Source organism: Verrucosispora sp. TAA-831, assembly GCF_050780145.1.
GTDB lineage: Bacteria > Actinomycetota > Actinomycetes > Mycobacteriales > Micromonosporaceae > Micromonospora.
Map to the genome: position 1 here is coordinate 5,438,588 of NZ_CP192240.1, position 26,001 is coordinate 5,464,588.

General features: G+C 72.4%; 26 protein-coding genes. 7 read left to right on the forward strand and 19 right to left on the reverse strand.

Features of this window, described 5'->3' with window-relative positions:
* Positions 1-20: 20 nt before the first annotated feature.
* Entirely contained in the window at positions 21-560 is a 540-nt protein-coding gene (locus ACQVFL_RS24080; protein WP_396699023.1) for a hypothetical protein, read from the reverse strand.
* Positions 561-675: 115 nt separating this feature from the next.
* On the opposite strand from ACQVFL_RS24080, the gene ACQVFL_RS24085 reads away from it, so the two are divergent.
* A complete protein-coding gene (locus ACQVFL_RS24085; protein ID WP_431727664.1) occupies positions 676-1,908 on the forward strand; it encodes a GNAT family N-acetyltransferase in 1,233 nt (410 codons plus the stop codon).
* Between the two features lie 19 nt (positions 1,909-1,927).
* Positions 1,928-2,257 (forward strand): hypothetical protein, encoded by a 330-nt coding sequence (locus tag ACQVFL_RS24090; protein WP_396699019.1) that lies wholly within the window; start codon positions 1,928-1,930, stop codon positions 2,255-2,257.
* Positions 2,258-2,394: 137 nt separating this feature from the next.
* Here ACQVFL_RS24090 and ACQVFL_RS24095 read toward each other — a convergent pair whose 3' ends face one another.
* From ACQVFL_RS24095 to ACQVFL_RS24105, 3 genes are all read right to left on the reverse strand, one after another.
* Complete coding sequence (locus tag ACQVFL_RS24095; protein WP_396699018.1) at positions 2,395-2,862, reverse strand: ribose-5-phosphate isomerase; 468 nt, start codon at positions 2,860-2,862, stop codon at positions 2,395-2,397.
* Positions 2,863-3,152: 290 nt separating this feature from the next.
* Positions 3,153-4,358: a DUF1015 family protein gene (locus ACQVFL_RS24100; protein ID WP_431727665.1), complete on the reverse strand. Its 1,206-nt coding sequence runs from the start codon at positions 4,356-4,358 to the stop codon at positions 3,153-3,155.
* A gap of 816 nt (positions 4,359-5,174) precedes the next feature.
* Complete coding sequence (locus tag ACQVFL_RS24105) at positions 5,175-5,798, reverse strand: disulfide bond formation protein DsbA (protein ID WP_431727666.1); 624 nt, start codon at positions 5,796-5,798, stop codon at positions 5,175-5,177.
* A gap of 218 nt (positions 5,799-6,016) precedes the next feature.
* Between ACQVFL_RS24105 and pepN the strand changes: the two genes are divergently transcribed.
* Complete coding sequence (pepN, locus tag ACQVFL_RS24110; protein WP_431727667.1) at positions 6,017-8,566, forward strand: aminopeptidase N; 2,550 nt, start codon at positions 6,017-6,019, stop codon at positions 8,564-8,566.
* 112 nt (positions 8,567-8,678) lie between these two features.
* Here pepN and ACQVFL_RS24115 read toward each other — a convergent pair whose 3' ends face one another.
* The 14 genes from ACQVFL_RS24115 to ACQVFL_RS24180 all read right to left on the reverse strand — a co-directional run bounded on the left by ACQVFL_RS24115 (position 8,679) and on the right by ACQVFL_RS24180 (position 22,078).
* The gene (locus ACQVFL_RS24115) at positions 8,679-9,092 is read right to left on the reverse strand and encodes a DUF5130 family protein (RefSeq protein ID WP_396699012.1); all 414 of its coding nucleotides are present in this window, start codon (positions 9,090-9,092) and stop codon (positions 8,679-8,681) included.
* Positions 9,079-9,387, reverse strand: a complete 309-nt coding sequence (ctaJ, locus tag ACQVFL_RS24120) for an aa3-type cytochrome oxidase subunit CtaJ (RefSeq protein ID WP_431727668.1) — start codon at positions 9,385-9,387, stop codon at positions 9,079-9,081. Before ctaJ ends, ACQVFL_RS24115 begins: the two co-directional genes overlap by 14 nt.
* 52 nt (positions 9,388-9,439) lie before the next feature.
* The gene (locus ACQVFL_RS24125) at positions 9,440-10,903 is read right to left on the reverse strand and encodes an amidase (protein WP_431727669.1); all 1,464 of its coding nucleotides are present in this window, start codon (positions 10,901-10,903) and stop codon (positions 9,440-9,442) included.
* 99 nt (positions 10,904-11,002) lie between these two features.
* Positions 11,003-12,019, reverse strand: coding sequence for an amidohydrolase family protein (locus ACQVFL_RS24130; protein ID WP_396699008.1), 1,017 nt, complete (start codon positions 12,017-12,019; stop codon positions 11,003-11,005).
* 2 nt (positions 12,020-12,021) lie between these two features.
* Positions 12,022-12,546, reverse strand: a complete 525-nt coding sequence (locus ACQVFL_RS24135) for a 3-hydroxyanthranilate 3,4-dioxygenase (protein WP_350700438.1) — start codon at positions 12,544-12,546, stop codon at positions 12,022-12,024.
* Positions 12,539-13,003 carry a RidA family protein gene (locus ACQVFL_RS24140; protein WP_396699082.1) on the reverse strand — a complete coding sequence of 155 codons (465 nt, stop codon included), beginning with the start codon at positions 13,001-13,003 and terminating at the stop codon, positions 12,539-12,541. Before ACQVFL_RS24140 ends, ACQVFL_RS24135 begins: the two co-directional genes overlap by 8 nt.
* A 348-nt stretch (positions 13,004-13,351) precedes the next feature.
* Positions 13,352-14,125: a 2-keto-4-pentenoate hydratase gene (locus tag ACQVFL_RS24145; RefSeq protein WP_431727670.1), complete on the reverse strand. Its 774-nt coding sequence runs from the start codon at positions 14,123-14,125 to the stop codon at positions 13,352-13,354.
* Entirely contained in the window at positions 14,122-15,183 is a 1,062-nt protein-coding gene (gene dmpG, locus ACQVFL_RS24150; protein WP_396699080.1) for a 4-hydroxy-2-oxovalerate aldolase, read from the reverse strand. The genes ACQVFL_RS24145 and dmpG overlap by 4 nt, the downstream gene beginning before the upstream one ends.
* A 38-nt stretch (positions 15,184-15,221) precedes the next feature.
* Positions 15,222-16,166, reverse strand: coding sequence for an acetaldehyde dehydrogenase (acetylating) (locus tag ACQVFL_RS24155; protein ID WP_431729882.1), 945 nt, complete (start codon positions 16,164-16,166; stop codon positions 15,222-15,224).
* On the reverse strand, positions 16,163-16,957 hold the full coding sequence (locus ACQVFL_RS24160; RefSeq protein WP_396699004.1) for a 2-keto-4-pentenoate hydratase: 795 nt from the start codon (positions 16,955-16,957) through the stop codon (positions 16,163-16,165). Before ACQVFL_RS24160 ends, ACQVFL_RS24155 begins: the two co-directional genes overlap by 4 nt.
* Positions 16,958-17,033: 76 nt before the next feature.
* On the reverse strand, positions 17,034-18,515 hold the full coding sequence (locus ACQVFL_RS24165; RefSeq protein WP_396699076.1) for a 2-hydroxymuconic semialdehyde dehydrogenase: 1,482 nt from the start codon (positions 18,513-18,515) through the stop codon (positions 17,034-17,036).
* Positions 18,516-18,535: 20 nt separating this feature from the next.
* A complete protein-coding gene (locus tag ACQVFL_RS24170; RefSeq protein WP_396699002.1) occupies positions 18,536-19,870 on the reverse strand; it encodes an FAD-dependent oxidoreductase in 1,335 nt (444 codons plus the stop codon).
* Entirely contained in the window at positions 19,867-21,168 is a 1,302-nt protein-coding gene (kynU, locus tag ACQVFL_RS24175) for a kynureninase (protein ID WP_396699001.1), read from the reverse strand. The genes ACQVFL_RS24170 and kynU overlap by 4 nt, the downstream gene beginning before the upstream one ends.
* Before the next feature lie 10 nt (positions 21,169-21,178).
* On the reverse strand, positions 21,179-22,078 hold the full coding sequence (locus ACQVFL_RS24180) for a tryptophan 2,3-dioxygenase (RefSeq protein WP_431727671.1): 900 nt from the start codon (positions 22,076-22,078) through the stop codon (positions 21,179-21,181).
* A 146-nt stretch (positions 22,079-22,224) separates the two neighbouring features.
* On the opposite strand from ACQVFL_RS24180, the gene ACQVFL_RS24185 reads away from it, so the two are divergent.
* The 3 genes from ACQVFL_RS24185 to ACQVFL_RS24195 all read left to right on the forward strand — a co-directional run bounded on the left by ACQVFL_RS24185 (position 22,225) and on the right by ACQVFL_RS24195 (position 24,096).
* Positions 22,225-22,665: an Lrp/AsnC family transcriptional regulator gene (locus ACQVFL_RS24185; protein WP_396698997.1), complete on the forward strand. Its 441-nt coding sequence runs from the start codon at positions 22,225-22,227 to the stop codon at positions 22,663-22,665.
* Between the two features lie 72 nt (positions 22,666-22,737).
* Positions 22,738-23,250: a hypothetical protein gene (locus ACQVFL_RS24190; protein WP_396698995.1), complete on the forward strand. Its 513-nt coding sequence runs from the start codon at positions 22,738-22,740 to the stop codon at positions 23,248-23,250.
* 12 nt (positions 23,251-23,262) lie between these two features.
* A complete protein-coding gene (locus ACQVFL_RS24195; RefSeq protein WP_396698993.1) occupies positions 23,263-24,096 on the forward strand; it encodes a class F sortase in 834 nt (277 codons plus the stop codon).
* Positions 24,097-24,106: 10 nt separating this feature from the next.
* On the opposite strand, the gene ACQVFL_RS24200 is transcribed toward ACQVFL_RS24195, so the two are convergent.
* On the reverse strand, positions 24,107-24,640 hold the full coding sequence (locus tag ACQVFL_RS24200) for an HNH endonuclease (RefSeq protein ID WP_117230470.1): 534 nt from the start codon (positions 24,638-24,640) through the stop codon (positions 24,107-24,109).
* 245 nt (positions 24,641-24,885) lie between these two features.
* On the opposite strand from ACQVFL_RS24200, the gene ACQVFL_RS24205 reads away from it, so the two are divergent.
* Positions 24,886-25,947 carry a mechanosensitive ion channel family protein gene (locus ACQVFL_RS24205; RefSeq protein WP_396698989.1) on the forward strand — a complete coding sequence of 354 codons (1,062 nt, stop codon included), beginning with the start codon at positions 24,886-24,888 and terminating at the stop codon, positions 25,945-25,947.
* Positions 25,948-26,001 lie beyond the last annotated feature (54 nt).

The window sequence follows — 26,001 nt, forward strand, 5'->3', positions numbered from 1 at the left end:
GTGTTCGTCGCGGCGTCGGGCTAGCTGAACAGCCAGTTCCAGGCGTCCACGATCCACTGGGTCTGTTGCAGGTAGGCGAGGCCCAGACCGGTCAGGAAGACCGCCGTGACCAGGTGCGCGCCCCGGGCGCTGCGGCGGACCCGACCGAGCTGCCGTTCCAGCACCAGCCGGCCGAGAAGCCGGGTGAGCGCGAACAGGCCGACCCCCACCAGCAGGCTCAGGATGAAGATCAGGAACGGGCCGACCAGGTCACCACCGCCCGAGATCGCCCAGATCCCCCAGCACACGAACGCGACCAGCGCGCCGGCCGCACTCCACTCCCCGCCCCGCTTGAGCTGCGCCACGTGCCAGCTCAGCGGGCGGCGCGGCGCAGGCCCGCCCGGCCAGCCGGTGCCGGTGGGCTCGTGGTCCACCACCGGGAACGGCTCGGTGCGCGGCGCGCGGGCACCGACCGAGGCCACACCCCGCCGGTACGGGTCACGTTGGGGCGGAATGCCCGCATCGGACTGCGGCGGCACCTCGACGGTGCGCTCCGCCCACGGCTGCGTCTGGTCGGCCATGTCGTCGTTCCCTCCCCCTGGACCGGCGGCGGCCACCGGCCACCGCTGGAGACTTCGAGAGTAACGAGCGCGCAAATCGGTCGCCCGACCCGCGTCGATCAGCTAGACACGAGCGGTGAACACCTTCGCTCCCACCATCAGCACCGGCCGCCCCGAGGACTACGACGACATCGGCAGGTTCCTCGGCGCGCTGTTCCACCACGCGGTCGACCCCGAGGCCCACGAGACCGAACGGGCGATCTTCGAACCGGGACGCGCCCTGGTGGTCCGCGACGGTTCGGAGCTGGTGGCCAGCGCCGCCGCGTACAGCCGGGAACTGGGGGTGCCCGGCGGCGAGGTGCCGGCCGCGCACGTCACGCTCGTCGGTGTCGCGCCCACCCACCGGCGGCAGGGCCTGCTCAGCGCGATGATGCGCCGGCAGCTCCGGGAGATCCACGACGCCGGGCGGGAGCCGGTCGCGGTGCTCTGGGCCAGCGAGGGGCGGATCTATCCCCGCTTCGGGTACGGCCTGGCCGCCCAACGGTTGATGATCAACGGTGAGACCACCGAGTTGCGCCTGCCGGCTCCGACGTCGGACGAGGGCCGGCTCCGCCTGGACCGGCCCACCGACCGGCAGGCCGACCTCGCGACGGTCTACGACCGGGTCCGCGGCGACCGTCCCGGCTGGTCGGAGCGGGACGAACGCTGGTGGCGGTACGTGCTGACGGACCCGGAACCGCAGCGCGGCGGCGCCACCGAGCTGCGGGTGGTGCTGCACGAGGGGCCGGACGGAGTCGACGGCTACGGGCTGTTCCGCACCAAGAGCGAGTGGCACAACGCCGGTCCGAAGGGCGTGACCACGGTCGACGAGGTGGTGGCGGCCACCCCGGCCGCGTACCGGGCGATCTGGCGGATGCTGCTCTCCATCGACCTGACCCGGCAGGTGGTGGTGCGGCGGGCGGCGGTGGACGAGCCGCTGCTGCGGATGGTGAACGAACCGCGCATGCTGGTCGGCCAGGTCAGCGACGCACTCTGGGTACGCGTGGTGGACGTGCCGGCCGCGCTCGCCGCCCGGCGCTACGCCACCGATGTCGACGTGGTCGTCGAGGTGGACGACGACCTGCTGCCCGAGAACACCGGCCGGTGGCGGTTGCACGGTGGACCGGACAAGGCGGAGTGCACCCGTACCGACGACCCGGCCGACCTCGCCTGCGACGTACGGTGCCTCGGCGAGCTGTTCCTCGGCGGCGTCGGCCTGGCCGCGCTGGCCGACGCCGGTCGGGTACGCGAGTTGCGCCCCGGGGCGCTGGCCGCCGCCGGTCCCGCCTTCGGCTGGCACCGCGCCGCGTCCGCCCTGGAGGTGTTCTGACGGCGGGTACGGTCAAGGGATGGCGGACGCGGAGCGACGACGGCGACGGCACCGGCATCACGGCGGGCAGGACACGCCCGCCGACGGCGGCACCACGGCGACCACCGCGAACGTGCACGACGGCGGTGAGCCGCCACCGCGCGGACGGCGCGGCGGCGGCTCGGCCGAAGACGGCGAGCGGGGCCTACGCGGACTGGTCGGCTCCGGCTCGTCGCAGGTCAACGTGACCGCGGCGATGCGGGCCCGGGACGCCGCCCGGCCCACCGACGAGGACCTGGCCGAGGCGGCCGCCCGGATGGTCATCGTCCGCCGGAACTGGACCCCCCGCGACGAACTCCCCCGGCGCTGACGGCGCCCTTCGGCCGACGGCCGATACGCCTGGCGATTCCGGCCGGAGTCGGCGGTCGAGGCGTCTCCGGGCCCGGCGGCCCGTCCGGGCCGAACCCACCGTTGTGCGGCATCCCGGTCGATCCGGCCGCCGCACGCTCAAGGCAGGTCGGGCAACTGGTGGGTACGCTCGTAGTCGGCCACCTGGGCGATCCGGCGGGCGTGCCGGTCGCTGCCGGAGAACGCGGTGGTGAGGAACGCCTCAACGATCGCGGTCGCCTCGTCCAGCGTGTGCTGGCGCGCGCCGACGGCGACCACGTTGGCGTCGTTGTGCTGCCGCCCGAGCTGCGCGGTCTCCACGCTCCAGGCCAGCGCCGCCCGCACCCCGGCCACCTTGTTCGCGGCGATCTGCTCACCGTTGCCGGAGCCGCCGATCACCACGCCCAGGCTGCCCTCGTCGGCCACCACCCGAACGCCGGCGTGCAGGCAGAAGGCCGGGTAGTCGTCGTCCGGGTCGTAGGCGTGCGGACCCACGTCGACCACCTCGTAGCCCTCCTTGGCGAGGTGGTTGGCCAGGTGCACCTTCAGCTCGAAACCGGCGTGATCGGATCCCAGGTAGACGCGCATACCGGGCAGTCTGTCAGGCCCGCCCCGGCGTACCGAGCGGGGGCCGCACCCCGACCCGCTGAGCGGGAACCCGATTCCCGACTCGCACTGCGGGACCGATTCCGCACCCCCGGCGGCCCTTCGCCGGTGACGGCGCGCACCGGCCCGCAACGCGCCTCGGCCCCGCCTGGCCGTGACGGCGGGGCGGGGCCGAGATCGCGTGACGACAGCCGGGCCGAGGTCGGTCGCGCCGTGATGACGGGCGGGGCCGAGGTCGGTCGCGCCGGGGCGCCGGGCGGGACGGCGTCGGGTCAGGAGCGGTCGGCCAGCTCGGCGACGACCAGGCCACCGCGCGCCTTCGGGGTGAACCAGGTGCTCTTGCGCGGCATCTTCTCCCGGGCCAGGTTGACCGCGACGAAGTCATCCACGGTCACCGGTGCGACGAGCACCGCCAACTCGGCCCGACCGGCCTCGACCTCACCGGTCAGCCAGCTCGCCGGGTAGTCGCCGCCGACGTAGGTGATCCGCTTGTCGCCCGGGTCCAGCCCCAGGGCGTCGCGCAGCAGCAGCCGCTCGACCAGGGCGTGGTCCAGGTTCTCCAGCCGGTTGGCGCCGGTGTGCGGCAGCGTCACCGCGTACGCCCGGCCGGGAAGCTGGAGCACGACGGTGCCGCCGGTCGCCGGGACCTCGACCGGGCCGGTGACCTCGGTGACCTCGGCACCTGCGGCCCGCAGCCGGTCGAGCAGCTCGTCGGGCGTGGTGGTCAGCTCGCTGACCAGGCGGTTGTACGGCTGGATGGCCACCGAGGCGGGCGTGGTGACGACCGCCAGGAAGCGCGGCAGACCGCCGGTCTGGGCGGCCAGGCTGCGGTGGTTGCCGTCGGCGACGACCAGCTCGCCGCCGCCGGCCAGCGCGGTCAGCTCGTCCTGGCGCGGACCCGGACCGAGCAGCCAGATGGCGTGGGTACGGCCGGACTGGTCGGTGTCGGTGGCGGCCGGCGCACCGGCGGCGTCGGTGGCGGCGGCCAACGCGGCGTGCAGCTCGTCGCCCCGCCCGGTCTGCAACAGCAGCACCGGCGAGAGCAGATGCCCCAGCGTCTCGGCCAAGGCGACGCGCTCGCGCACCTTCGCGATGAAGACGTCCTCGTTGCGGATGACCAGACCCGGCTCGTCGGCGCGGGTGGAGATCTGGTCGGTGTCGACCATCACCCACAGCCCGTACGCGGACTCCTCACCGGGGGCGCTGATGCGGTACAGCACCACCACCTGCTCGGCCGGTGTGTAACTACCGTCGGCCTTCGCCTCGGCCAGCCGGTTCACCGCGTCCGGCAGGGCGTCGGCGAAGGACTTGCCGAGGCTCTCCGGAGCCCGGTGCGGCATCTCGATGCCGAGGGCACTGTGCGGGTTCGCCTCGATGATCGCGGTGATCTCCGCGTCGTCGGCGAACTCGTCGTAGTTCTGGGCGCCGGTGCCGCCCGTGGTGATCCAGGCCCGGTTGATCGGGTGCACGACCGTCATGTCCGCTGACGCTACCGGCGGCGGTGACCGCGCCCCCCGCCGACCCGCAAGCCGTCCACCAGTTGGCCGCAGGTCGGCGGCAGCTCGGCGGCAACTCGGCGCAAGGAAGGGCACCTTGTTAACGCCTCGTGTAGAGCAGGGGACCTCTGTTAACGCTCAGGCTCGGTGCGCCGTTGATGCCGCCCGGGGGCGGCCGACGCCGGCGGGCGGACGACTACTGCCGGCGGGTGGGCGTCCGCTGGCGACCGACGCACGCCTGTCACCCGTGGAAGGGCGTCTGCCGGCGACGGGCGCACGCTTGTAATCGGCGGGCGGGCGTCGACAACGCGGCGGGCGGCCCGACCTGGCGGTGGGCCCTGATCGCGCAGATCGCGGTCCGGCGGGGTCAGGCGGGAGGTGGCGGGCACCCGAGCCACGCCCACCACACCCGAACCGGTCGACAACCGGTCCAGTACGTCGGCAGGTCCCTTTCCGGGGGTGGGCCAGCGCAGGTCGGCCGCCTTCCGCTCCGTGCCGCTGCCGCGTTCCTCCCACCACTGAAGGTCGTCGACGGGCGCACGGTGCTTGGCCATGGCTACCTCCACGAGCTGCGGTGCGCGGACGGCAACCGTGGCTACGCGCTGCCGGATCGCCGCTACGGACACCTGGTCAAACGAGCCCACGGAGCCAGCGGTGACGCGAGCCGCCGACGGCATGGCGGCACCGCCGTTAGGAGGGGTCCCCTGCTCTACCGGAGGCGTTAGCAGGGGACCCTTCCTTTCACCAAAGCCGTTCGTTTCACGGGAGCCCTCGGGCCGGGGCTCACGGGAGTCGAGGTCAGTCGAAGATGGGGTCGATGTCGCGGCTGCGCTTGAGTTCGAAGAAGCCGGGCGTACCGGCGACCAGCATCACGCCGTCCCAGAGTCGGCCGGCGGCCTCGCCCTTGGGGGCCGGGGTGACCACCGGGCCGAAGAAGGCGACCTGCTTGCCGTCCGGACCCGGGGCGTGCACGACCGGGGTGCCGACCTCGGTGCCGACCGGGCGCATCCCCGCCTCGTGGCTCTCCCGCAGCGCCGCGTCCAGGGTGGTGTCGTCGGCCGCCGAGGCCAGCGCCGGGTCCAGCCCGGCGTCGGTCAACGCGGCGGCGTACAGCTCCGGCCCGCGCTTCTCCTTGCCGAGGTGGATCCGGGTACCCATGGCGGTGTAGAGGTTCCGCACGGCGTCCGGGCCGTACTGCTGCCCGACGGCGATGCAGACGCGGACCGGGCCCCAACCGGTCTTCATGATCTCCTGGTACGCCTCGGGCAGCTCCCGCCCCTCGTTGAGCACCGACAGGCTCATCACGTGGTAGCGGACGTCGATGTCGCGGACCCGCTCCACCTCCAGCAGCCATCGGGAGGTGATCCACGCCCATGGGCAGATCGGGTCGAACCACATGTCGGCGCTGGCACGCTCGTTCACGTTTAGGTCCCTTCGCAACGGAGATGCCGATTCGACCGGCCTATCACGCATCTTTACTCCGCATCGCTGCGATCGGCCGGTATTGGACCGCGTGACCTCGCCCACCGACGGCTCTTGACACATGGAAGACTCAGGCTCGGACCGGCCGTCACGAGCGGTCGACGGCTGAGGTGACCGTGACGTGCGGCGATAGTGGGATGGAGACGAACGTGCCGGGAGTGCGCAACCTGACACAGGTCGAGGCGACCGAGCGGGCCCGACTGCTCGACGTGACCGGGTACGACATCAACCTGGACCTGTCCAGCGCCGTACACGCGGCCGGTGGCCGCACCTACCGATCGACCACCGAGGTGCGCTTCCGGTGCAGCGAGCCGGGCGCCAGCACGTTCATCGAGGTCGCCGCGGACTCGGTACGCTCGGCGACGCTCAACGGCGACCCGGTCGACCTGACCGACTGGTCGGCCGAGAAGGGGCTGACCCTGACCGGCCTGGCCGAGGAGAACACTCTCGTCGTCGACGCCGACTTCGCGTACTCCACCTCGGGGCAGGGTCTGCACCGCAGCGTCGACCCGGTCGACGGCGAGACCTACCTCTACTCGCAGTTCGAGACCGCCGACGCGCAGCGCACGTACGCCTGCTTCGACCAGCCCGACCTGAAGAGCGTCTACACCTGGCACGCCACCGTCCCGGAGCACTGGAAGGTCGTCTCCAACATGCCGGTGGAGCGCGAGGAGGCGGCGGGTGAGGGTCTCAAGACCCTGCACTTCACCACCTCACCGCGGATGAGCACCTACATCACCGCGCTCTGCGCCGGGCCCTACCACGAGGTCAGGTACGCCCACGACGGCATCGACCTGGGCTACTTCTGCCGGGCCAGCATGGCGCAGTACCTCGACGCCGAGGACCTGAACCTGATCACGACGCAGGGCTTCGACTTCTTCCACGAGCAGTTCGGGGTGCGCTACCCGCTGCCCAAGTACGACCAGGTCTGGGTGCCGGACTTCAACGCCGGCGCGATGGAGAACTTCGGCTGCGTCACGCACGCCGAGTCGTACTACCTGTTCCGCTCGCAGGTTACCGACTACGAGTACGAGCAGCGGGCCAACACGATCCTGCACGAGCTGGCGCACATGTGGTTCGGTGACCTGGTCACCATGCGCTGGTGGAACGACCTGTGGCTGAACGAGTCGTTCGCCGAGTGGGCGAGCCACTGGTGCAACACGCACGCCACCCGCTTCACCGAGGCGTGGACGACGTTCCTGTCCATCCGGAAGAACTGGGGATACCGGCAGGACCAGCTCTCCTCCACCCACCCGGTGTACTGCGAGATGCCGGACCTGGAGGCGGTCGAGGTCAACTTCGACGGCATCACGTACGCCAAGGGCGCCAGCGTGCTCAAGCAACTCGTGGCGTACGTCGGCGAGGAGCCGTTCCTGGCGGGTCTGCGGGCGTACTTCGCCAAGCACGCCTGGGGCAACGCCACCTTCGACGACCTGCTCACCGAGCTGGAGACCGCCTCCGGGCGCAAGCTGCGCACCTTCGCCACCCAGTGGTTGGAGACGGCGCAGGTCAACACGCTGCGTCCGGAGCTGACGATCGGCGAGGACGGCACGTACCAGCAGGTCCTGGTCCGCCAGGAGGCACCGCAGGGTCACCCGACGCTGCGGACCCACCGGATCGGCGTCGGCCTGTACGACCTCACCGACGGTCGGCTGGTGCGCCGCGAACGGTACGAGGTGGACGTCGACGGCGAGTCGACCGAGCTGACCGCACTCGCCGGGGTGCGGGCGGCCGACGTGCTGCTGCTCAACGACGACGACCTGACGTACACCAAGCTGCGCCTGGACCAGCGCTCGATGGCGACCGTGGTGCAGCACATCGCCGGCTTCGAGTCGTCGCTGGCCCGCGCGCTGTGCTGGACGGCCGCGTGGGACATGACCCGCGACGCCGAGCTGGCCACCCGCGACTACGTGGCGCTGGTGCTGGCCGGGTTGCCGGCAGAGCGGGACATCAATCTGGTCACCGCCACGCTGCGCCAGGTCAGCACCGCCATCACCTTCTACGCCGACCCGGACTGGGCGCCGACCGGCTGGGCCGACCTGGCCCGGACCGCGCGGACCGCGCTCGCCGCCGCCGAGCCGGGCAGCGGCTTCCAACTGGCCTGGGCCCGGGCGTACGTCTCGGCGGCCCGCTCCGGGGAGGACCTGGCGGTCCTGCGCGGCTGGCTGGACGGCTCCGAGGTGACCGCCGGGCTGACCATCGACACCGAGCTGCGCTGGAGCGTGCTCCAGGCGCTGGTCGCCAACGGTGTCGCCGGTGTGCCGGAGATCGAGGCCGAGCTGGCCGACGACAAGACCTCCAGCGGCGAGCGGGAGGCCGCGTACGCGCACGCCCTGCTGCCCACCGCGGAGAACAAGGCTGCGGTGTGGGCCCAGCTCACCGGTGCCGAGGCGCTGCCGAACTGGCGGAACCGGGCGTTGTTGCAGGGCTTCGGTCACCCGGCCCAGGTCGAGCTGATCACGCCCTACCGGGACCGGTACTTCGCCTCGGTCGGGCAGGTCTGGGCACGCCGGGACAGCGAGCCGGCACAGGAGTTCGCGATGCTGGTGTACCCGGCGTACCTGGTCGACGAGGACACGGTCGGGGCCACCGACGCCTGGTTGGCGCAGGAGGGCCACCCCGGTCCGCTGCGCCGGCTGGTGGCCGAGGGCCGCGACGGTGTGGTCCGGGCGCTCGCCGCCCGCGCCCGGGACGCCCGCAGCGCCTGACCCGCGTCGTGCGGCGGGCCGGTCGGCCCGCCGCACGGGCGGGAACGCCGCACGGACACGAGAGAGCCCGGTCCCACGTCAGGTGGGGCCGGGCTTCGTCGTACGGGAACGGTCAGGCGTTGCCGGCGTACCGGGAGAGCTGGTCGAGCCCCTGGATGATGCCGCCGGCCAGGTCACCGCCGCCGAACGAGGCCACCATCGACAGAGCGGCGATTTTGGCGTACGTGTCCGGCACCCGCTTGCGGGCGTGCCGACCGGTGACGATCTCCAACTGCCGCTGGTTGGGCGAGACCGCGATCAGCACCGAACGGTCGGGGTCGGCGAGCTGCCGGTGCAGCCGCTCGGCGTGCTCGCGCACCGGCTCGTCGAGGCCACCCACGAAGACCGAGAAGGTCAGGCCGGTGGTCTGGTCGGCCAGACGCAGCGCCTCGTCGATGCGCAGCAACTGGCGGGTCGAGAACGGGCCGTCGAGCACGTCGGGCGGAGTGCCCGCACCGGTCTCGGGCTGCTTCTCACCAACGGTCACTTGCGCCTCCGGTCCCACCGGCCGGCGCCTCGACGCCGGCCTGCTCCTGCTTGCGGCTGCTCAGCGCGGGCGCCTGTGCCCCCGCCGCCAGCGCGGTGCCGGCCGAGTCGGCCAGTTCCTCCGGCTTGCCGAGGAACCACACCGGCGTGAAGCTGAAGGGTCGGCCCGGCCGGTACCGCTTGGCACCGCCGCCGCCGCTACCGCCGCGGCTGCCCGCGTAGACGAGGCCGGCGATCACCAGCACGACGGCTACCGGGATGCCGACGAAGACCAGCAAGGTGTCGGTTACAGACAATCCCAACGCCCCCAGGCGGAAAGAGAGAACTTCGACCGGGCCGGGTGGCGGGTCACCGAGGTGACCTCCCGACTCCGCTGCCATTCACGTTAGCGGAGCCCACGCCCCGCCAGACCGGCGGGTGGCGATCCCACCCGCCACTCGAACCCTCCAGTTGCGCAGCCGTCGCGATCAGTCTCGCGTCCTCGCCGTACCGACCGGTCAGCAACACGCCCACCGGCAACCCCTCGGCGGTCACCCCCACGGGCAACGAGACCGACGGCTGGCCGGTGACGTTGAAGACCGCACAGTACGGGGAGAACCGCCGTTGCAGGTCGAAGTCCTCCTCCGGCGTACGCCCCTCGGTGAACCAGCCGACGGGTGCCTGCGGGGCCGCCAACGTGGGACAGAGCAGCAGGTCACAGTCGGCGGTACGGCGTGCGCCGAGGCGTACCTGTGCCTGGAGTTCGCCGAGTGTGGCGCTGAGCGTCCCGGCGGAGATCCCGCCGCCCCGCGCCCTCAGGAAGCGGGTCAGCGGCAGCAGGTCGGCCTCCCGCTCGGGCGGCACCGGCGCGAGCGCGAGGACGTACCAGACGACCTCGAACAGCGGCCAGACCTCGGGCCCGAGTGGCGGTGGCACCTCGACCACCTCGTGACCTGCGGCGGTGAGCAGCGTCACGGCCCGGTCCACCGCGGCGACGCAGTCCGGGTGGACCGGCTCGTCGGCGAGCATCGGCGCGGTGAACCGGCCCACCCGCAACCGTCCGGGGTCGGCCGCGCGGGCGGCGCCCAGGTGGCCGCCGACCGGCGGCGGTGGCGGCAGGTACGGCTCGCCGGGCACCGGTTGCGCGAGCACGTCGAGGAACGCGGCCACGTCCGCGACGGTGCGACCGATCGGCCCGCTGGTGGGCAGTCCGAACGCGCCGGAGCCGAGCGGACCGCCGGACACCACGCCCCGGCTCGGTTTGTAGCCGATCAGACCGCACAGGGCGGCCGGGATGCGTACCGATCCCCCGCCGTCGGAGCCCTGGGCCACCGGCACCAGACCGGCCGCCACCGCCGCCGCCGCGCCGCCGCTGGAGCCGCCGGCGGTGTACGCCAGGTCCCACGGGTTGCGGGCCGGCGGGGCGACGAGCCCCTCGGAGTAGAGCGAGCAGCCCAGCTCGGAGGTGGTCGTCTTGCCGAGGCTGACCAGGCCGGCGGCCCGGACGAACCGCACCACGTCGGCGTCGACCGGCGGGACCAGGTCGGCGAAGGCGGCCGAGCCGAAGGTGGTGCGGACGCCGGCCGTCAGCGTCAGGTCCTTGATCGCGGTGGCCACGCCGTGCAGCGGTCCGCGCCGGGGTGGCGGGGTGGCGTCGGCCGCCCGGGCGGCCTCGCGCGCCGCGTCGGCGGTGACCGTGACGAAGGCGCCGACCGTGTCGCCGAGGGCGTCGATCCGGTGCAGGTAGTGCTCGACCAGTTCCAGGCTGGAAGACTCGCCACGACCGATCGCGGCGGCCTGCTCCAGCGCGGTCAGGTCGTGCGGCTCGGCCATGTCGTCATCCTGCCGTCCGACCAGGTCCGTTGCACCCGTCACGCGCCGGAAAGGCGCGGCCGGGGGTGTAAGCAGGGGACCCCTGCTATGCACGAGGCGTTAGTAGGGTGCCCTTCCTTGCAGGAAGTGCAGGGCGTTGCCGGCGAGCAGCCGGGCGCGCTCGGCGTCGGTGAGGAAGTCGGCCTCGTGCACCACCCGGCCGGCCGGACGCTCACCCAGCGGGTACGGGTAGTCGCTGCCGAGCAGCACCCGGTCCACGCCCATGGTGTCGACCAGCAGGCGCAGCGCCGGGGTGGAGAAGACCACCGAGTCGACGTAGAACCGGTCCAGGTAGCTGCTGGGCGGGGCGGCGGAGGCACCGCGCACCAGGTCGCCCCGGCGGTGCCAGGCGTTGTCGGCGCGGCCCAGCCAGAACGGGAAGCTGCCGCCGCCGTGCGCGAAGCAGATCCGCAGCGTCGGCGGCACCCTGTCGAACACGCCGCCGAGGATCATCGACAGCACCGACAGATGCGTCTCGGCGGGCATGCCGGTCAGCCAACGCGCCATCCACCGGTCGAGTCGGGGCCCGCCGGGCATGTCCCACGGGTGTACGAAGACCGGCGCGCCCACCTCGGCGCAGTGGGTCAGGAACGCCACGATGCCGGCGTCGTCCAGGTCCCGGTCACCGACGTGGTTGCCGATCTCCACGCCCACGTGCCCGGCCGCCAGGCAGCGGTCGAGTTCGGCGCAGGCGGCGTCCGGGTCCTGCAACGGCACCTGGCAGAACGGCAGCAGCCGGTCGCCACCGGCCGAGGTGACCTCCAGGGTGAGGTCGTTGAAGATCCGGGCCACCCGGACCGCCTGCTCGGCCGGACGGTCGTAGCCGAAGAACACCGGCGTGGGCGAGACCACCTGCACGTCCACCCCGTCGGCGGCCATGTCGGCGAGCCGCGTCGGCACGTCCCAGCACTCGGCGCCGATCGGCCGGAACTCGGTCTCCCCCACCATGATCATGGCCGCGCGTTCCGAGTCGACCCGCAGCCAGGGCCAGCCGGACCCGCCGCAGGCCGCGGCGAGGTCCGGCCATCCCCTGGGTACGACGTGGGTGTGCACGTCCACCACGGTGGGTGCCGCCATCGTCAGCCCTTGCCCGGGTGCAGCGTGCCGCACCGCTCGCAGGTCCGCGCCGCCTCGTCGGCGTAGAACGCGCCGAAGACCGGCGGCAGGTCGGCGGCGATGTCGCGGACCTGCAACTCGACCTCGTGCACCTTGTGCCCGCACTCGGGGCAGTACCACTGGAACTTCTCCAGCGTCCCCTCGGCGCGTACCCGCTCCACCACCATGCCGATCGAGCCGGGCTCGGGCCGCTGCGGCGAGTGCGGGGTGTTGCGCGGCAGCATCCACATCTGACCCTCGCGCACGTGCACCGTACGCGGCCCCTCCGGGGTCATCAGGTTGATGTGCATGTTGCCCTTGACCTGGTAGAAAAACTCCTCGTACGGGTCGACGTGGAAGTCGGTGCGCTGGTTGGGCCCACCCACCACCATGACGATGAAGTCGTCGGAGCCGGGGAACATCTCCTTGTTTCCGACCGGCGGCTTGAGCAGGTGCTGGTTGTCGGCGATCCAGCCGGGAAAGCTGAACGGCTCGGCGATCTCACTCACGACTACCTCCTCCGGGAAGCAGGGCCACGGCTTGCATCTCGATCAGCAGGTGGGGATGCGGCAACTGGTGCACGGCCACGGTCGTCCGGGTCGGCCCGGTGGCGTCGAAGAACTCCGCCCACACCTGGTTGTACCCACCGAAGTCGTTCATGTTGACCAGGTACGACGTCACCTGCACCAGGTCGGTCAACTCGGCGCCGACGGACCGCAGCAGGTCACCGATGTTCTCGATGACGGCGCGCGTCTGCACCCGGATGTCCAGGTCGGTGGTCCCGAACTCGTCCACGGACACGCCGGCGAAGCTGTTGTCCGGCAGCCGCGACGACGTCCCGGACACGAACACGAACCCCCCGGCCACCTTCACGTGTGGAAAGGCCCCCCGAGGCACCGCCTTCCCGGAAACCACCCGCCCCGATTCAGCCCCCACACCCCACCCCCACCACAACGCGAACCCCAACCAGCGAAACAACGCGAACCCCAACCACCCCAGCCGCACCCCCACCCGGCGGAGCACCACGAACGCCAACCACCCCAGCCGCACCCCCACCGGGCGGAGCAACGCAAACGCCCACCACCCCAGCCGCACCCCCACCGGGCGGAGCAACGCAAACGCCCACCACCCCAGCCACGACCTCACCGGGCGGAGCGACGCGAACGCCAACCACGTCAGGGGTTCCGGGCAGCCCGACCGGCGCAGGGATCAAGCCTGACCGCCCGGAGCCGGTCGGGCTGCCCGGAACCCCCACCGCGCAACCAGGCCCAAGACCGAGACCCGACCCCGACCCCGACCCCGAAAACAACGACATCACGACCCAGCCCGAACCGAAGCACCACCAAGCTTCTCGACGACAGCCCGCACCCGAACCCCCGCCCGCAACGGCACCGCCGCCGTAGCCGCCCCCGCCAGGAACACCCACCCTTCCCGCAGCCGTACGCCGTGCCGACCGGCGAGCCGGATGCCCTCGTCGAGGGCCCGACGCGGGTCGCCGAGGATGGCCGCCGTCGAGCCGACCTGGGCCACTCGTCCGTCGACCTCCAGCAGTACGCCGAGGTTGTCCAGCCCGTCGGGCACCGGCGACCAGGGGCCGATCACGAACGCGCCGGCCGAGGTGTTGTCGGCGATGACGTCCGGCAGCGAGAAGGTGAAGTTCGCGTACCGGCTGTCGATCAGCTCGATCGCCGGGGCGACCGCGCGGACCGCGTCGGTGAAGTCGCCGACCGGCTCGCCGGGTTCGGGCAGCCGGTCCAGCAGGAACGCGACCTCGGGTTCGACCCGGGGGTGGATGAAGCCGGTCACGTCGACGGTGCCGCCGTCGGGGACCCGCATCGTGTCGGTGAGGCGGCCCCAGATGACCTCGTCCACACCGACCTGGGCCATCTTCGCCTTGCTGGTCAGCCCCATCTTCAGCCCGACCAGCCGCTCGCCGCGGTCGAGGCGGCGTTGCACGAGCGCGGCCTGCACCGCGTACGCGGTGTCGACGTCGAGCCCGGCCTCGGCGGCGATCTGCGGTACGGCGGTGGCCGTGTCGGCCGCCCGGTCCAGTGTCGCCGCGATCCCGGCGATGTCCGGCCCGATCATGTCTTCTCCTGCCCTGCGAGGTCCAGCGCCACGTCGACGATCATGTCCTCCTGTCCGCCGACCATCCGCCGTCGGCCGAGTTCGACCAGGATCGAGCGGACGTCCACGCCGTAGCGGGCGGAGGCCCGTTCGGCGTGCCGGAGGAAGCTGGAGTAGACCCCGGCGTAGCCGAGGGAGAGGGTTTCCCGGTCCACCTGGACCGGCCGGTCCTGGAGCGGGCGGACGATGTCGTCGGCGGCGTCCATCAGCGCGAACACGTCGCAGCCGTGCTTCCAGCCGTGCAGTTCGGCGACCGCGACGAAGACCTCCAGCGGCGCGTTGCCGGCCCCGGCGCCCATTCCGGCGAGCGAGGCGTCCACCCGGACGGTCCGCCCGTGCGGGGCGTCCGGGCCGACCGGGTCGGCACCGACGACGCGTCCGTGCTCGACGGCCAGCACGCTGTTGGCCACCCCCAGGGAGAGGTTGTGGTGGGCGTGGATGCCGATCTGCGTGGTCGGCGCCAGCACCTGCCGGTACGCGTCGACGCGCTGCGCCACGTCGGACATCAGCAGCCGGCCGCCGGAGTCGGTGACGTAGACGCAGTGCGCCCCGTACGACTCCATCAGTTTGGCCTGGGCGGCGAGCCCGGCCGGGTCGTTCATGTGCGACATCATCAGGAAGCCTGCGACGTCCATGCCGTTCTCACGGGCCCACGAGATGTGCTGGGCGGAGATGTCGGCCTCGGTGCAGTGGGTGGCGATCCGGACGCTCGTCACGCCGAGCGCGCGGGCCGCCTTGAGGTCGGCGATGGTGCCGATGCCGGGCAGCAGCAGGGTGGTCAGCTTGGCGGTGGTCATCACCTCGGCCGCGGCGGCGATCCAGTCGGCGTCGCTGGCCGCGCCGTGGCCGTAGTTGACGCTGGAACCGGCGAGGCCGTCGCCGTGCGCCACCTCGATCGCGGCCACCCCGGCGGCGTCCAGCGCGGCGGCGATGGTGCGGACCTGGTCGACGGTGTACCGGTGCGCGATGGCGTGCATGCCGTCGCGCAGGGTCACGTCCTGGATGTACAGCTCGGTCACCGGGCTCTCGTCCACGACCGTCCCACCGTTCGTCGTACTCACGCCCGCACCCCCTCGGCGCGCAGGGCGACCAGACGCTGCGCGGTCCGCAGCGCGGCCGACGTCATGACGTCCAGGTTCCCGGCGTACGCGGGCAGGTAGTGCCCGGCACCGGCGACCTCCAGGAAGACCGTCACCTGGACGCCGGTGAGCTGCCGCCCGAGCGTCGGCACGTACGCGTCCACCCGGTCGAACTGCACGTCCTGCTTGAGCCGGTAGCCGGGGACGTACTCCTGCACCTCGGCGACCATCGCGGCGACCGACTCGGCGATGGCGGCCCGGTCGGCGTCCGGGTCGGGGCAGAGGCAGTAGACGGTGTCCCGCATCAGCAGCGGCGGCTCGGCCGGGTTCAGCACGATGATCGCCTTGCCGCGTTCCGCGCCGCCGACCACTTCGATCGCCCGGGCGGTGGTCTCGGTGAACTCGTCGATGTTGGCCCGGGTACCGGGACCGGCGGACCGCGAGGCGATCGAGGCGACGATCTCGCCGTACGCCACCGGGGTGACCCGGCGGACCGCTGCCACGATCGGCACGGTCGCCTGTCCGCCGCAGGTCACCATGTTCAGGTTCGTCTCGTGCAGGTGCTCGTCGAGGTTGACCGGCGGCACCACGTACGGGCCGATGGCGGCCGGGGTCAGGTCGACCACCGTACGTCCGTGGCTGCGCAGCACCGCGTCGTTGTGCCGGTGCGCGCCGGCCGACGTGGCGTCGAAGACCAGGTCGACGTCGGCGAACTCGGGCATCGCGACCAGGCCGTCCACGCCCCCGGCGGTGGTGGCCACGCCGAGGCGACGGGCGCGGGCCAGGCCGTCGGAGGCCGGGTCGATGCCGGCCATCGCCACCATCCGCAGGCCGCCGTCGGCGTCACCGCCCGAGCGGAGCACCTTGATCATCAGATCGGTGCCGATGTTGCCGGACCCGATCACCGCCACGCCGGCCATCAGGACGCCTCCTTCGCGAAACAGGCCCGGACCGAACCGAGCCCGGAGATGCGCGCCTCGTACGTCGCGCCGGGCGTCACCGGCACCATCGGACCGAGCGCACCGGAGAGCACCACGTCACCGGCACGCAGCGGGTCACCGGCGCGGGCCAGCGTGCCGGCCAGCCAGGCCAGCGCGTGCAGCGGGTTGCCGAGGCAGGCCGCCCCGGCGCCGACCGACACCGGTTCCCCGGCGTGTTCCAGCACCATCCCGGCCAGTCGCAGGTCCACGTCGCTCACCCGGCGCGGCGAGGTGCCCAGCACGAACAGTCCGCTGGAGGCGTTGTCCGCGACGGTGTCCACGATGGAGATGTCCCACCCGGCGACCCGCGAGTCGACGACCTCGATGGCCGGCAGCAGGTGGTCCACGGCGCGCAGCACGTCCACGGTGGTGACCCGGGCGTCGGGCAGGTCGGCACCGAGCACGAAGGCGATCTCCGCCTCGACCCGGGGCTGGAGCAGCCGGTCCAGGGCGATCTCGGCCCCGTCGGGCACCGCCATGACGTCGGTGAGGACACCGAAGTCCGGCTCGTACACGCCGAACGCCTCCTGCACGGCCCGGGAGGTCAGCCCGACCTTCGCGCCCACCCGGCGCTGCCCGGACGCCAGCCACTCGCGGACCTGGACCTGCTGCACCCGGTACGCCGCCTCGACGTCCCCCTCGGGCAGCAGTCGCCCGCGCAGCGGCGGGCAGGGCTTCCCGCTCTCCCGGGCCTCGATCAGTTCCCGGGCGGCTCGATCGTGGTGAACGGTCATGTCAGCTCCTCGCTACGCTCGGACCCGCCACGAGCCTCGACCAGCACTGCATTGATGATTCGCTCGCTACGCTCGCTCATGAGAGATCCACACAGACGTTGGTGAGTTCGGAGTAGAAGTCGAGCGAGTGCACGCCGCCCTCGCGACCGATGCCGGACGCCTTCACCCCGCCGAACGGGGTCCGCAGGTCGCGCAGGAACCACGTGTTGACCCAGACGATGCCGGCGTCCAGCCGGGCACCGGCCCGGTGCGCCCGGCCCACGTCCCGGGTCCACACGGTCGCCGCCAGGCCGTACTCGGTGCCGTTGGCCAGGTCGTACGCCTCGTCCTCGGTGTCGAAGGGCGCGACGTGCACCACCGGTCCGAAGATCTCCTCACGGTTGGTGCGGGCGTCCGGGCCGAGGCCGGTCAACACGGTCGGCTGCACGTACGCGCCACCGTCGCGGGCGTCGCCGAACTGCGGCGTCCCGCCGCCGGCCAGCACCTGCGCCCCCTCGGACCGGGCCAGGTCGTAGTGGCCGAGCACCTTGTCCCGGTGGGTGTGCGAGATCAGCGGCATGTTGACCGTCGCCTCGTCGGCGGGCCAGCCGTACGCCAGCTCGGCGGCGCGGGCGGCGAGCCGCTCGGTGAACTCCTCGAACACCGGCCGCTGCACGAGGATCCGCTCGGTGCAGAGGCACACCTGGCCGCCGTTGGTGAAGCTGGACCGGACCGACCCGGCGACCGCCGCGTCCAGGTCGGCGTCGGCGAAGACCAGCCCGGCGTTCTTGCCGCCGAGCTCGAAGCTCACCGCCTTCACCCCGTCGGCGGCGGCGCGCATGATGGCGCCGCCGGTGGCGGACTCCCCGGTGAACGTGATCGCATCCACGCCGGGGTGCCGGGTGAGGAACTCCCCGGCCGAACCGGGACCGAAGCCGTGCACCAGGTTGAACACACCGTCGGGCACCCCGGCCGCCGCCATCACCTCGGCGAGCAGCGTGGCCGAGGCGGGCGTCTCCTCGCTGGGCTTGACCACCACGGCATTGCCGCAGGCCAGCGCCGGTGCGACCTTCCAGGTGAGCAGCAGCAGCGGCAGGTTCCACGGCACGATCACCGCGACCACGCCGACCGGCTTGCGGACCGCGTAGTTGAGCGCCCGGCCGCCGGTCGGGGTGACCGTGGTGAACGACTCGGTCGGCGCGGTCGCCACGATCTCGGCGAAGGCCCGGAAGTTGGCCGCGCCACGCGGAATGTCCAGGGTGCGGGCCTGCGAGATGGCCTTGCCGGTGTCGGCCACCTCGGCGGTGACCAGGTCGTCGAAGCGGCGCTCCAACTCGTCGGCGACCCCGCGCAGCACCTCGGCGCGTTCCCGCTCCCCCATCCGGCCCCACGGCCCGCGCAGCGCCGCCCGGGCCGCCGCCACCGCGTCGTCCACCACCGACGCGCCGGCCTCGACCGCCTCGAAGACCGGTTCGCCGGTGACCGGGCTCCGTCGGGTGAAGCGGGGACCCCCGTCGCGGAACTCGCCGCCGACGAAGTTGCGCAGCAGGACAGGGCCGTCCGGGGCGTACCCGGTCATCAGCCGGGGGTCCCAGCGGGTCATCGACGCCTCCCGCGCGCGATCGCCAGCGCCGCACCGGCCGCCGTCGCCAGCACACCGGCGGCCACCGCGCCGAGCACCTGGTACTGCCGACGGACCCGGCGGCGCACCTGCGCGTACGGGACGGTGGAGAAGGAGACCATCTCGTACTGGGAGACGTACCGTCCGGGCAGCGCCCGCTCCAGGGCGTGCTCGATCTTCTTGCGGGTCCGGAACACCGGCGAGGCGACCTTGTCGCGCATCTCCACGAAGTTGGCCAGTGCCATCCGGGCGATCGCCTCGGCGTTGCCCTGCCGACGCTGCTGGAACAGCGGCAGCGCGGCGGACCAGTCGTCGGCGCACTCGGACAGGCAGCGGTCCAGCTCCACCACGTCCTCGAAGGCACAGTTCGCGCCCTGGCCGTAGAACGGGACGATGGCGTGCGCCGCGTCGCCGAGCAGGCCGACGCGCCCGTTCACCTGCCACGGGTCGCAGCGCACCGTGCCGAGGACGCCGACCGGGTTGTGCTGGTAGTCGTCGACCAGGTCGGGGGCGAGCGGCAGCAGGTCCGGGTAGTGCTGGGCGAAGTGCCGTTCGATCGCCGCCCTGCTGCCCAGCGAGGCGAAGCTCGCGGTGCCGTGGGTGGGCCAGAACAGCGTGCAGGTGAAGGAGCGGTCCGGGTTGGGCAGCGCGATCATCATCGAGGTGCCGCGTGGCCAGATGTGCAGCGCACCCTCGTCCAGGGCGAAGTCACCGCCGACCGGTGGGATGGTCAGCTCCTTGTAGCCGTAGTCGAGGAAGTCGACGCTCTCGGTGAGCAGGCCGTGTTCGAGCAGTTGTCCGCGTACCGCCGAACCGGCGCCGTCGGTGCCGAGCACGACGCGCGCGTCCGCGGTGACCGCGCCCTGCGGGGTCTCGAAGGTCATCCGCGCGGTGTCCGGGTCCAGACCGACCAGCCGGTGGTCGAAGGCGATCCGCACGCCGGGCAGTTTCGCGGCGGCCTCCAGCAGCGCGTTGTTCAGCGCGCCCCGACTGATCGAGTTGATCGCCCGGTCGCCGGAGACGCTGTACGACTGGAAGCCGGGCTCACCGAGCACCGGGTGCACCATCCGGCCGCGCATCGGCAGCGCGTCGGCCATCACCTGCTCGTCGAGCCCGATCCGGCGCAACGCGTCGAGCCCGCGCTCGGAGAGCGCCAGGTTGATCGACCGGCCCCGTTCGACGGTCCCGGTACGCGGGTCCGGCCGCCGCTCGTACAACGCCACCGGATAGCCCCGGCGGGCCAGGAAGCAGGCCAGCAGGCAGCCGGCCAGCCCGGCGCCGACCACGGCGATCTCGTCGTTCTCCCGGCTCATCCAGCTCTCCCAACGGTGGCGGCCAGCGCGTCGGCGACCCGCCAGCAGTCGTGGTACGTCGAGTAGAGCGGCACCGGGGCGAACCGGACGACGTCCGGCTCCCGGGCGTCGGCGATCACTCCGTGCTCGTACCGGAGCCGCTTGGTCAGCTCCCTGGCGCTGCCCTCGCCGAGTCTGACCGAGAGTTGGCAGCCACGGCGCCCCGGGTCGCGCGGGGTGATCACGGTCAGCGGCCGGTCGACGGTCACCTCGTCCAGCAGCCGCTCCAGGTAGCCGGTGAGCCGCAGGCTGCGCTCGCGCAGCGCGGGCATCCCGACCGCGTCGAACAGTTCCAGCGAGGTACGCACCGGCCCCATCGAGAAGATCGGCGGGTTGGAGATCTGCCACGCCTCCACGGTGGACGGTGGACGGCTGACCGGGGTCATCTCGAACCGGGTCGCCGCCGCCGTGCTCCACCAGCCCTCGAAGCGGGGCAGGTCCGCGTCGCCGTGGTGCCGCTCGTGCACGAACACCCCGCCGAGCGCGCCCGGCCCCGAGTTGAGGTACTTGTACGAGCACCAGGCCGCGAAGTCGACGTCCCACTCGTGCAGCGACAGCGGCACGTTGCCGGCGGCGTGCGCCAGGTCCCAGCCGACGACCGCCCCGGCGGCCCGACCGGCGGCGGTGATCGCCGGGATGTCCATCAGTTCGCCGGTGAGGTAGTTGACGCCGCCGAGCAGCAGCAGCGCGACGGTGTGCCCCTCGGCGGCCAGGTACGCGGTGACGTCCTCGGTGCGCAGGTCGTCCTCGCCGGGTCGCGGCGTCAGCCGGACCACGGTGGTGTCCGGGTCGAGGCCGTGGAACCGGGCCTGGCTGCGCACCGCGTAGCTGTCCGAGGGGAAGGCGCTGTCCTCGATGACGATCCGGGTCCGCGTGCCGCTCGGCCGGTAGAAGCTGACCATCAGCAGGTGCAGGTTGACCGTGAGCGAGTTCATCACCACGGTCTCGGTGGGCCGGGCGCCGACGAGTCGCGCGGCCGGGGCCGTCAACAGCTCGTGGTACGGCAGCCAGGGTCGTTCCGCCTCCAGGTGCCCCTCGACACCGAGCCGTCCCCAGGCGTCCACGTCGGCCAGCAACTCGTCCCGGGTGGCCCGGGGTTGCAGACCGAGCGAGTTGCCGGCCAGGTAGGCCGCCTCGGGGTGGTGACCACCGTCGGCCGGCGGCACGTGGAACAGGTGCCGGTGTCCGGGGTCGGCGGCGTCCAGCCGGAGGGCTTCGGCCTCGTCGAGGCGTGGCGCCTCGGCGTCGTTCGTCGTCATCGTCGTCGCCTCACATCGCGGTACGGGCGGACCACAGCTCGGGGAAGACCACCCGGGCCATGCTGCGTTGCAGCCAGGCCAGCCCGGCGGAACCGCCGCTGCCGACCTTGGCGCCCATGGTGCGCTGCACCGCCTTGATGTGGTGGTGCCGCCAGTCGCCGAACTCTTCGGCGACCTCGGTCAACGCCTCACCGAGCAGCCGCAGGTGGTTGTCCGGGCCGGGGTCGGCGTAGATCCGCACCCAGGCCGCCTCGACGGCGGGGTGCGGCTCGTGCTCGACCGCCACGTCCCGTTCCAGCAGGTCGGCGGGAAGCTCGTGGCCGTGCCGGGCGAGCAGGGCGACCACCTCGTCCCAGACGCTCGGCGTGGCGAGACCGGCGGTCAGCTCGGCGTGCACCTCGGTCTGCCGCCGGAACGGCCGGATCAGCGCCGGGTCGCGCAGCCCGAGCTGGAACTCCAGGTGGCGGTACATGGCCGACTGGAAGCCCGAGCCCTCGCCGAGCAGGTTGCGGAAGCGGTTGAAGTCGGCCGGGGTCATCCAGCGCAGCCCGCGCCAGGCGGCGTTGAGCCCCTCCAGGTGCAGCGCGGCCCGACGCAGCGGGGCGAGCGACTCCCACACCCGGTCGTCGCGCAGCAGCCGGGCGGCGTCGCGCAGTTCGTGGCAGGTCAGCCCGAAGTACAGCTCCATGATCTGGCTGACCATCAGGAACGACATCTCGCCCGGGTCGTCGCTCAGCGGCTGCTGCAACCGGTGCAGCGTGCTGGCCTGCACGTACGCGTCGTACGGCACCCGCTCGGCGAACTCCAGCGTCGGCTCGCCGCCGTTGCGCGCGGCGCGGGCCGCCCGCTGGCGGCCGGTGACCGGACGCACCGCCGCCCGGGTCCCCGGGCGCAGCTCGGTCTGCTCCATGCGTCCGCTCCTTCCTGGCGTCGGTCCAGACATGATCTCGCGGTGGGATCGCCGGACGGAATGCCTCTTCAACGGCGGTTGCCCAGGTGGACCTACCGAACGAAAGGCACTGGCCGCAGTTCGCTTGCCGGACGTAAGGTCGCCGCGTGGACGAGATGGACTGGGCCCTGCTCCGTGAGCTGCAGGCCGACGCGCGACTGTCGTTCAGCGAGTTGTCCCGGCGGGTGCACCTGTCTCCCCCGGCGGTCGCCGAACGGGTCCGGCGGTTGGAGGAGACCGGCGTGGTCACCGGCTACCACGCCCACGTCGACCTGACCCGGGCCGGTCGCACGGTGGTGGCGCTGATCCGGATGTCCTGTTACGGCGCCCGGTGCATCCTGCACGTTCCCGAGGTGGCCGACTGGCCGGAGATCCTGGAGATCCACCGGATCACCGGCGACGCGTGCAGCGTGCTGAAGGTCGCGGCCGGATCGATCGGGGAGTTCGAGGCGGTCATCGACCGACTCGCCCCGTACGGGCAGCCGTCGAGCACGATGGTCCTCTCCACTCCGCTGGGCTGGCAGCCGGTCACCCCGCTGTCGGGTTAGCCGCCCCGGCAGGGGGAATGCGCCGCGGGTCGCCCCAGCAGGACCGGTGCACCGGTGCCGGGAGGGAGGATCATGCGGGGTCTGGTTTCGTACCCGTCGACCATCGTCCGACTGTTCGGCGCGTTCGCTCTGATCGGGGCGTTCGTCCTGGTCGGCGCATCGCCCGCCCGGGCAGGTGAGAACACCTTCGTCGAGGTGACGCCGAACAGCGTGCAGGCCGGCTCCCGGGTGCACCTCAAGGCGAGCTGCGACAACGCCAACAACCGGCAGGCCGAGGTGACCTCCGACGCGTTCCGTCAGGTCTTCCTCCGGCCGGACAACGGCTTCCTGACCGGGGACGTCACCGTGCCGAGCGACAAGGCGGCCGGGAACTACCCGGTCAACCTGCGCTGCGACAACGGCCAGACGGCGAGTACCTCGCTGACCGTGCTGAACATGGAGCAGCCGACCAAGGGACCGGCGACCGGTGGCGGTGGCACCGCGGGCGGCGGCACCGGCTCGATGCTGCTGCTCGGCGGTGCCGCCACGGTGGCCGCAGTGGTGGTGTTCGGGCTGGTCAGCAGCCGACGTCGGGCCGGTTCCTGACCCGCTGTCGCGATGAGCGGCCCTCGCGTACCCGCGCCGGAACCCGGTCCGGGCCCACGCCGGACCACCGCCCGTCGGGTGCCTCGCGCCTGGCGTCGGGTGGTGGGCACGACGCTGGGCCGGCTGGGCCGGGTCACCGCGCAGATGGGGTCGGCCAGCGTCAGTACGCCCGACCCGGCGGCCCCGCCGCTGCCGCCCCGGCGACGGCAGGTCGGCCGGTACCGGCGGTACGGCCGGTCCAGTCCGGGGGTGCCGGTCCTGGTGATCGGCGCGCTGATGCTGCTGATCGTCACGATGCTCGGTGTCGAGCGGCTGACCGGGGTGAACCTGCTGCCGGACCGGTTCATCGCCGGGCTGGCCCGCCCACCGAAGGACTATCCGAACCTGTCGGCGAGCGAGCCGGTCAGCATCGAGATCAGCAAGATCGACCTGGCGGCTCCGGTGCACAACGTCGGGATCGCGCCGGACGGCAGCGTCGCCGCCCCGCCGGCCGAGCGGGCCCAGGAGGCCGGGTGGTACGACCAGGGCCCGACCCCCGGCCAGTACGGCCCCGCCGTCATCGTCGGACACGTGGACACCAGCACCGGCCCGGCCGTCTTCCAGGACCTGCGGGAGTTGCGGACCGGTGACCGGGTCGAGGTGGCCCGCTCCGACGGCTCGGTCGCGGTCTTCGAGGTCGAACGCGTCGGCCGGTACGACAAGGAGCAGTTGCCGGCCGACGACGTCTTCGGCGACTTCAGCCGACCCCAGTTGCGGCTGATCACGTGCGGCGGGCGCTGGGTCGGCGGCGACACCGGCTACGCGGACAACGTGATCGTGTTCGCCTCGCTGGTGCAGGCTCGCTGACCGTCGCGGCTCAGGCGGCCTCGGGCTCGCGCAGGTCGAGCCAGTCCGCCCAGCGCGGATCGGGGGCGCGGTGCCCGAGCACCCGCCACGCGATCCCCCTCGGGGCGGCCGGTGGGGAGTGCAGCCGCCAGCCCATCTCGGCCGGGGTCTTGTCGCCCTTGCTGTGGTTGCAGCGGGCACACGCGGCGACCACGTTCTCCCAGGCGTGCCGCCCGCCCCGGCTGCGCGGGAAGACGTGGTCGATCGTCTCGGCCGGCCCTCGGCAGTAGGCGCACCGCCAGCCGTCCCGGGCGAAGATCGCCCGACGGGACAGGCCGACGTGGGTGCGGTACGGCACCCGGACGAACCGGGTGAGCCGGACGACCGAGGGCACCGGGAGCGCATTGCGCGCGCTGTGCAGGATGCCCTCGCCGTCGGCGACACAGACCGCCTTGGCGGAGAGGACGAGGATCGCGGCACGGCGTACCGACACGACACACAGCGGCTCGTAGGTGGCGTTGAGAACCAGCGCGCCGGAGCCCACCGTGGGTCGTATGTCAGGCATCGCGTCACCCTCCCGGTCAAGCGGCAGTCACACTCGCCACCGCCGACCGGTGTCGGACACAGCCCTACACCATGTCGACGCCGGCCGGATCACCGACGTCCGTTGCGCCAATCGTCCCTGATCGGAACCGCGAATGCACGCACTAATCCTGGGTAGCCGGGGCGGCTTTGCGACCCGTCGGCTCCGAGGTCACCCTCCGGTGGGGCGGCGGTGTACTCGCCGGGCGGTTGCGGTACGAACACAGGGTGATTGTCAGCATCCTTCGTACCGTCGTCCCCACGCCGTCCCCGGCCGCGCCGGAAGCGGACGAGACACCCAGCCCGGAGTGCCTGGACGAGGCCCTCTGCAAATGGGTCTGGGGTTTCTCCGACTCGGTGTGGTTCGCCGAGGGAAGCTACTGGATCCTGATCAAGCCGTTGCGGATCCTCCTGATCCTGCTGCTCGCGATGTCCGCCCGGTGGCTGGTGCACCGGACGATCCGCCGGCTGGTCCGCACCACCAGCGACGCCGGGGTGCCCACCATGCTCCGCCCGCTGCGCGAGCGCATCCCGACCGCCACCGCCGAACCTGGCGAGTTCGTGCCAGAACGCCGCCGACAGCGCGCCGAGGCGATCGGCTCGGTACTGCGCAGCATCAGTACGGCGTTCATCTACGGCATCGCGGTGCTGATGGTGCTCAAGGAGTTCAGTTTCGAGCTGGCACCGCTGCTGGCCAGCGCGGGCATCGCCGGTGTGGCTCTCGGCTTCGGCGCGCAGAGCCTGGTCAAGGACCTGCTCGCCGGACTCTTCATGCTGATCGAGGACCAGTACGGGGTCGGCGACAACGTCGACCTGGGCGAGGCGACCGGTGTGGTCGAGGCGGTCGGGTTGCGCGTCACCACCGTGCGTGACGGCCGGGGTGTGCTCTGGTACATCCGCAACGGCGAGATCGTCCGGGTCGGTAACAAGAGCCAGGGCTGGGCGTTGGTGGTGGTGGACCTGCCGATCGGCTTCGCCGGCACCGAGGAGGCGATGGCGGTGCTGCGGACCGCCGCCGCGTCGGTCGCGGTCGACCCGGAGCTGGCCCAGTCGATCGTGGAGCCGCCGGACGTGCTCGGCGTCGAGCAGGTGACGGTGGAGGGCACGGTCATCCGGACGGTGGCCAAGACGACCGCCGAGGGGCAGTTCGCGGTCGGCCGGGAGCTGCGTCGCCGGCTCGCCGAGGCGCTGGAGAACTCCGGCATCACGGCGCGGATCGCGGCGGGTCGCCTCTATCCCGGGTTACCTACTCGTTCCGATAGTGAGACCGGTCAGGGGGGCGCCACCTGAGCGGGGCGACGGGGGTCGCGGCCGAGTGGCCCCTCGGGTATCGTCCGTTCGTTC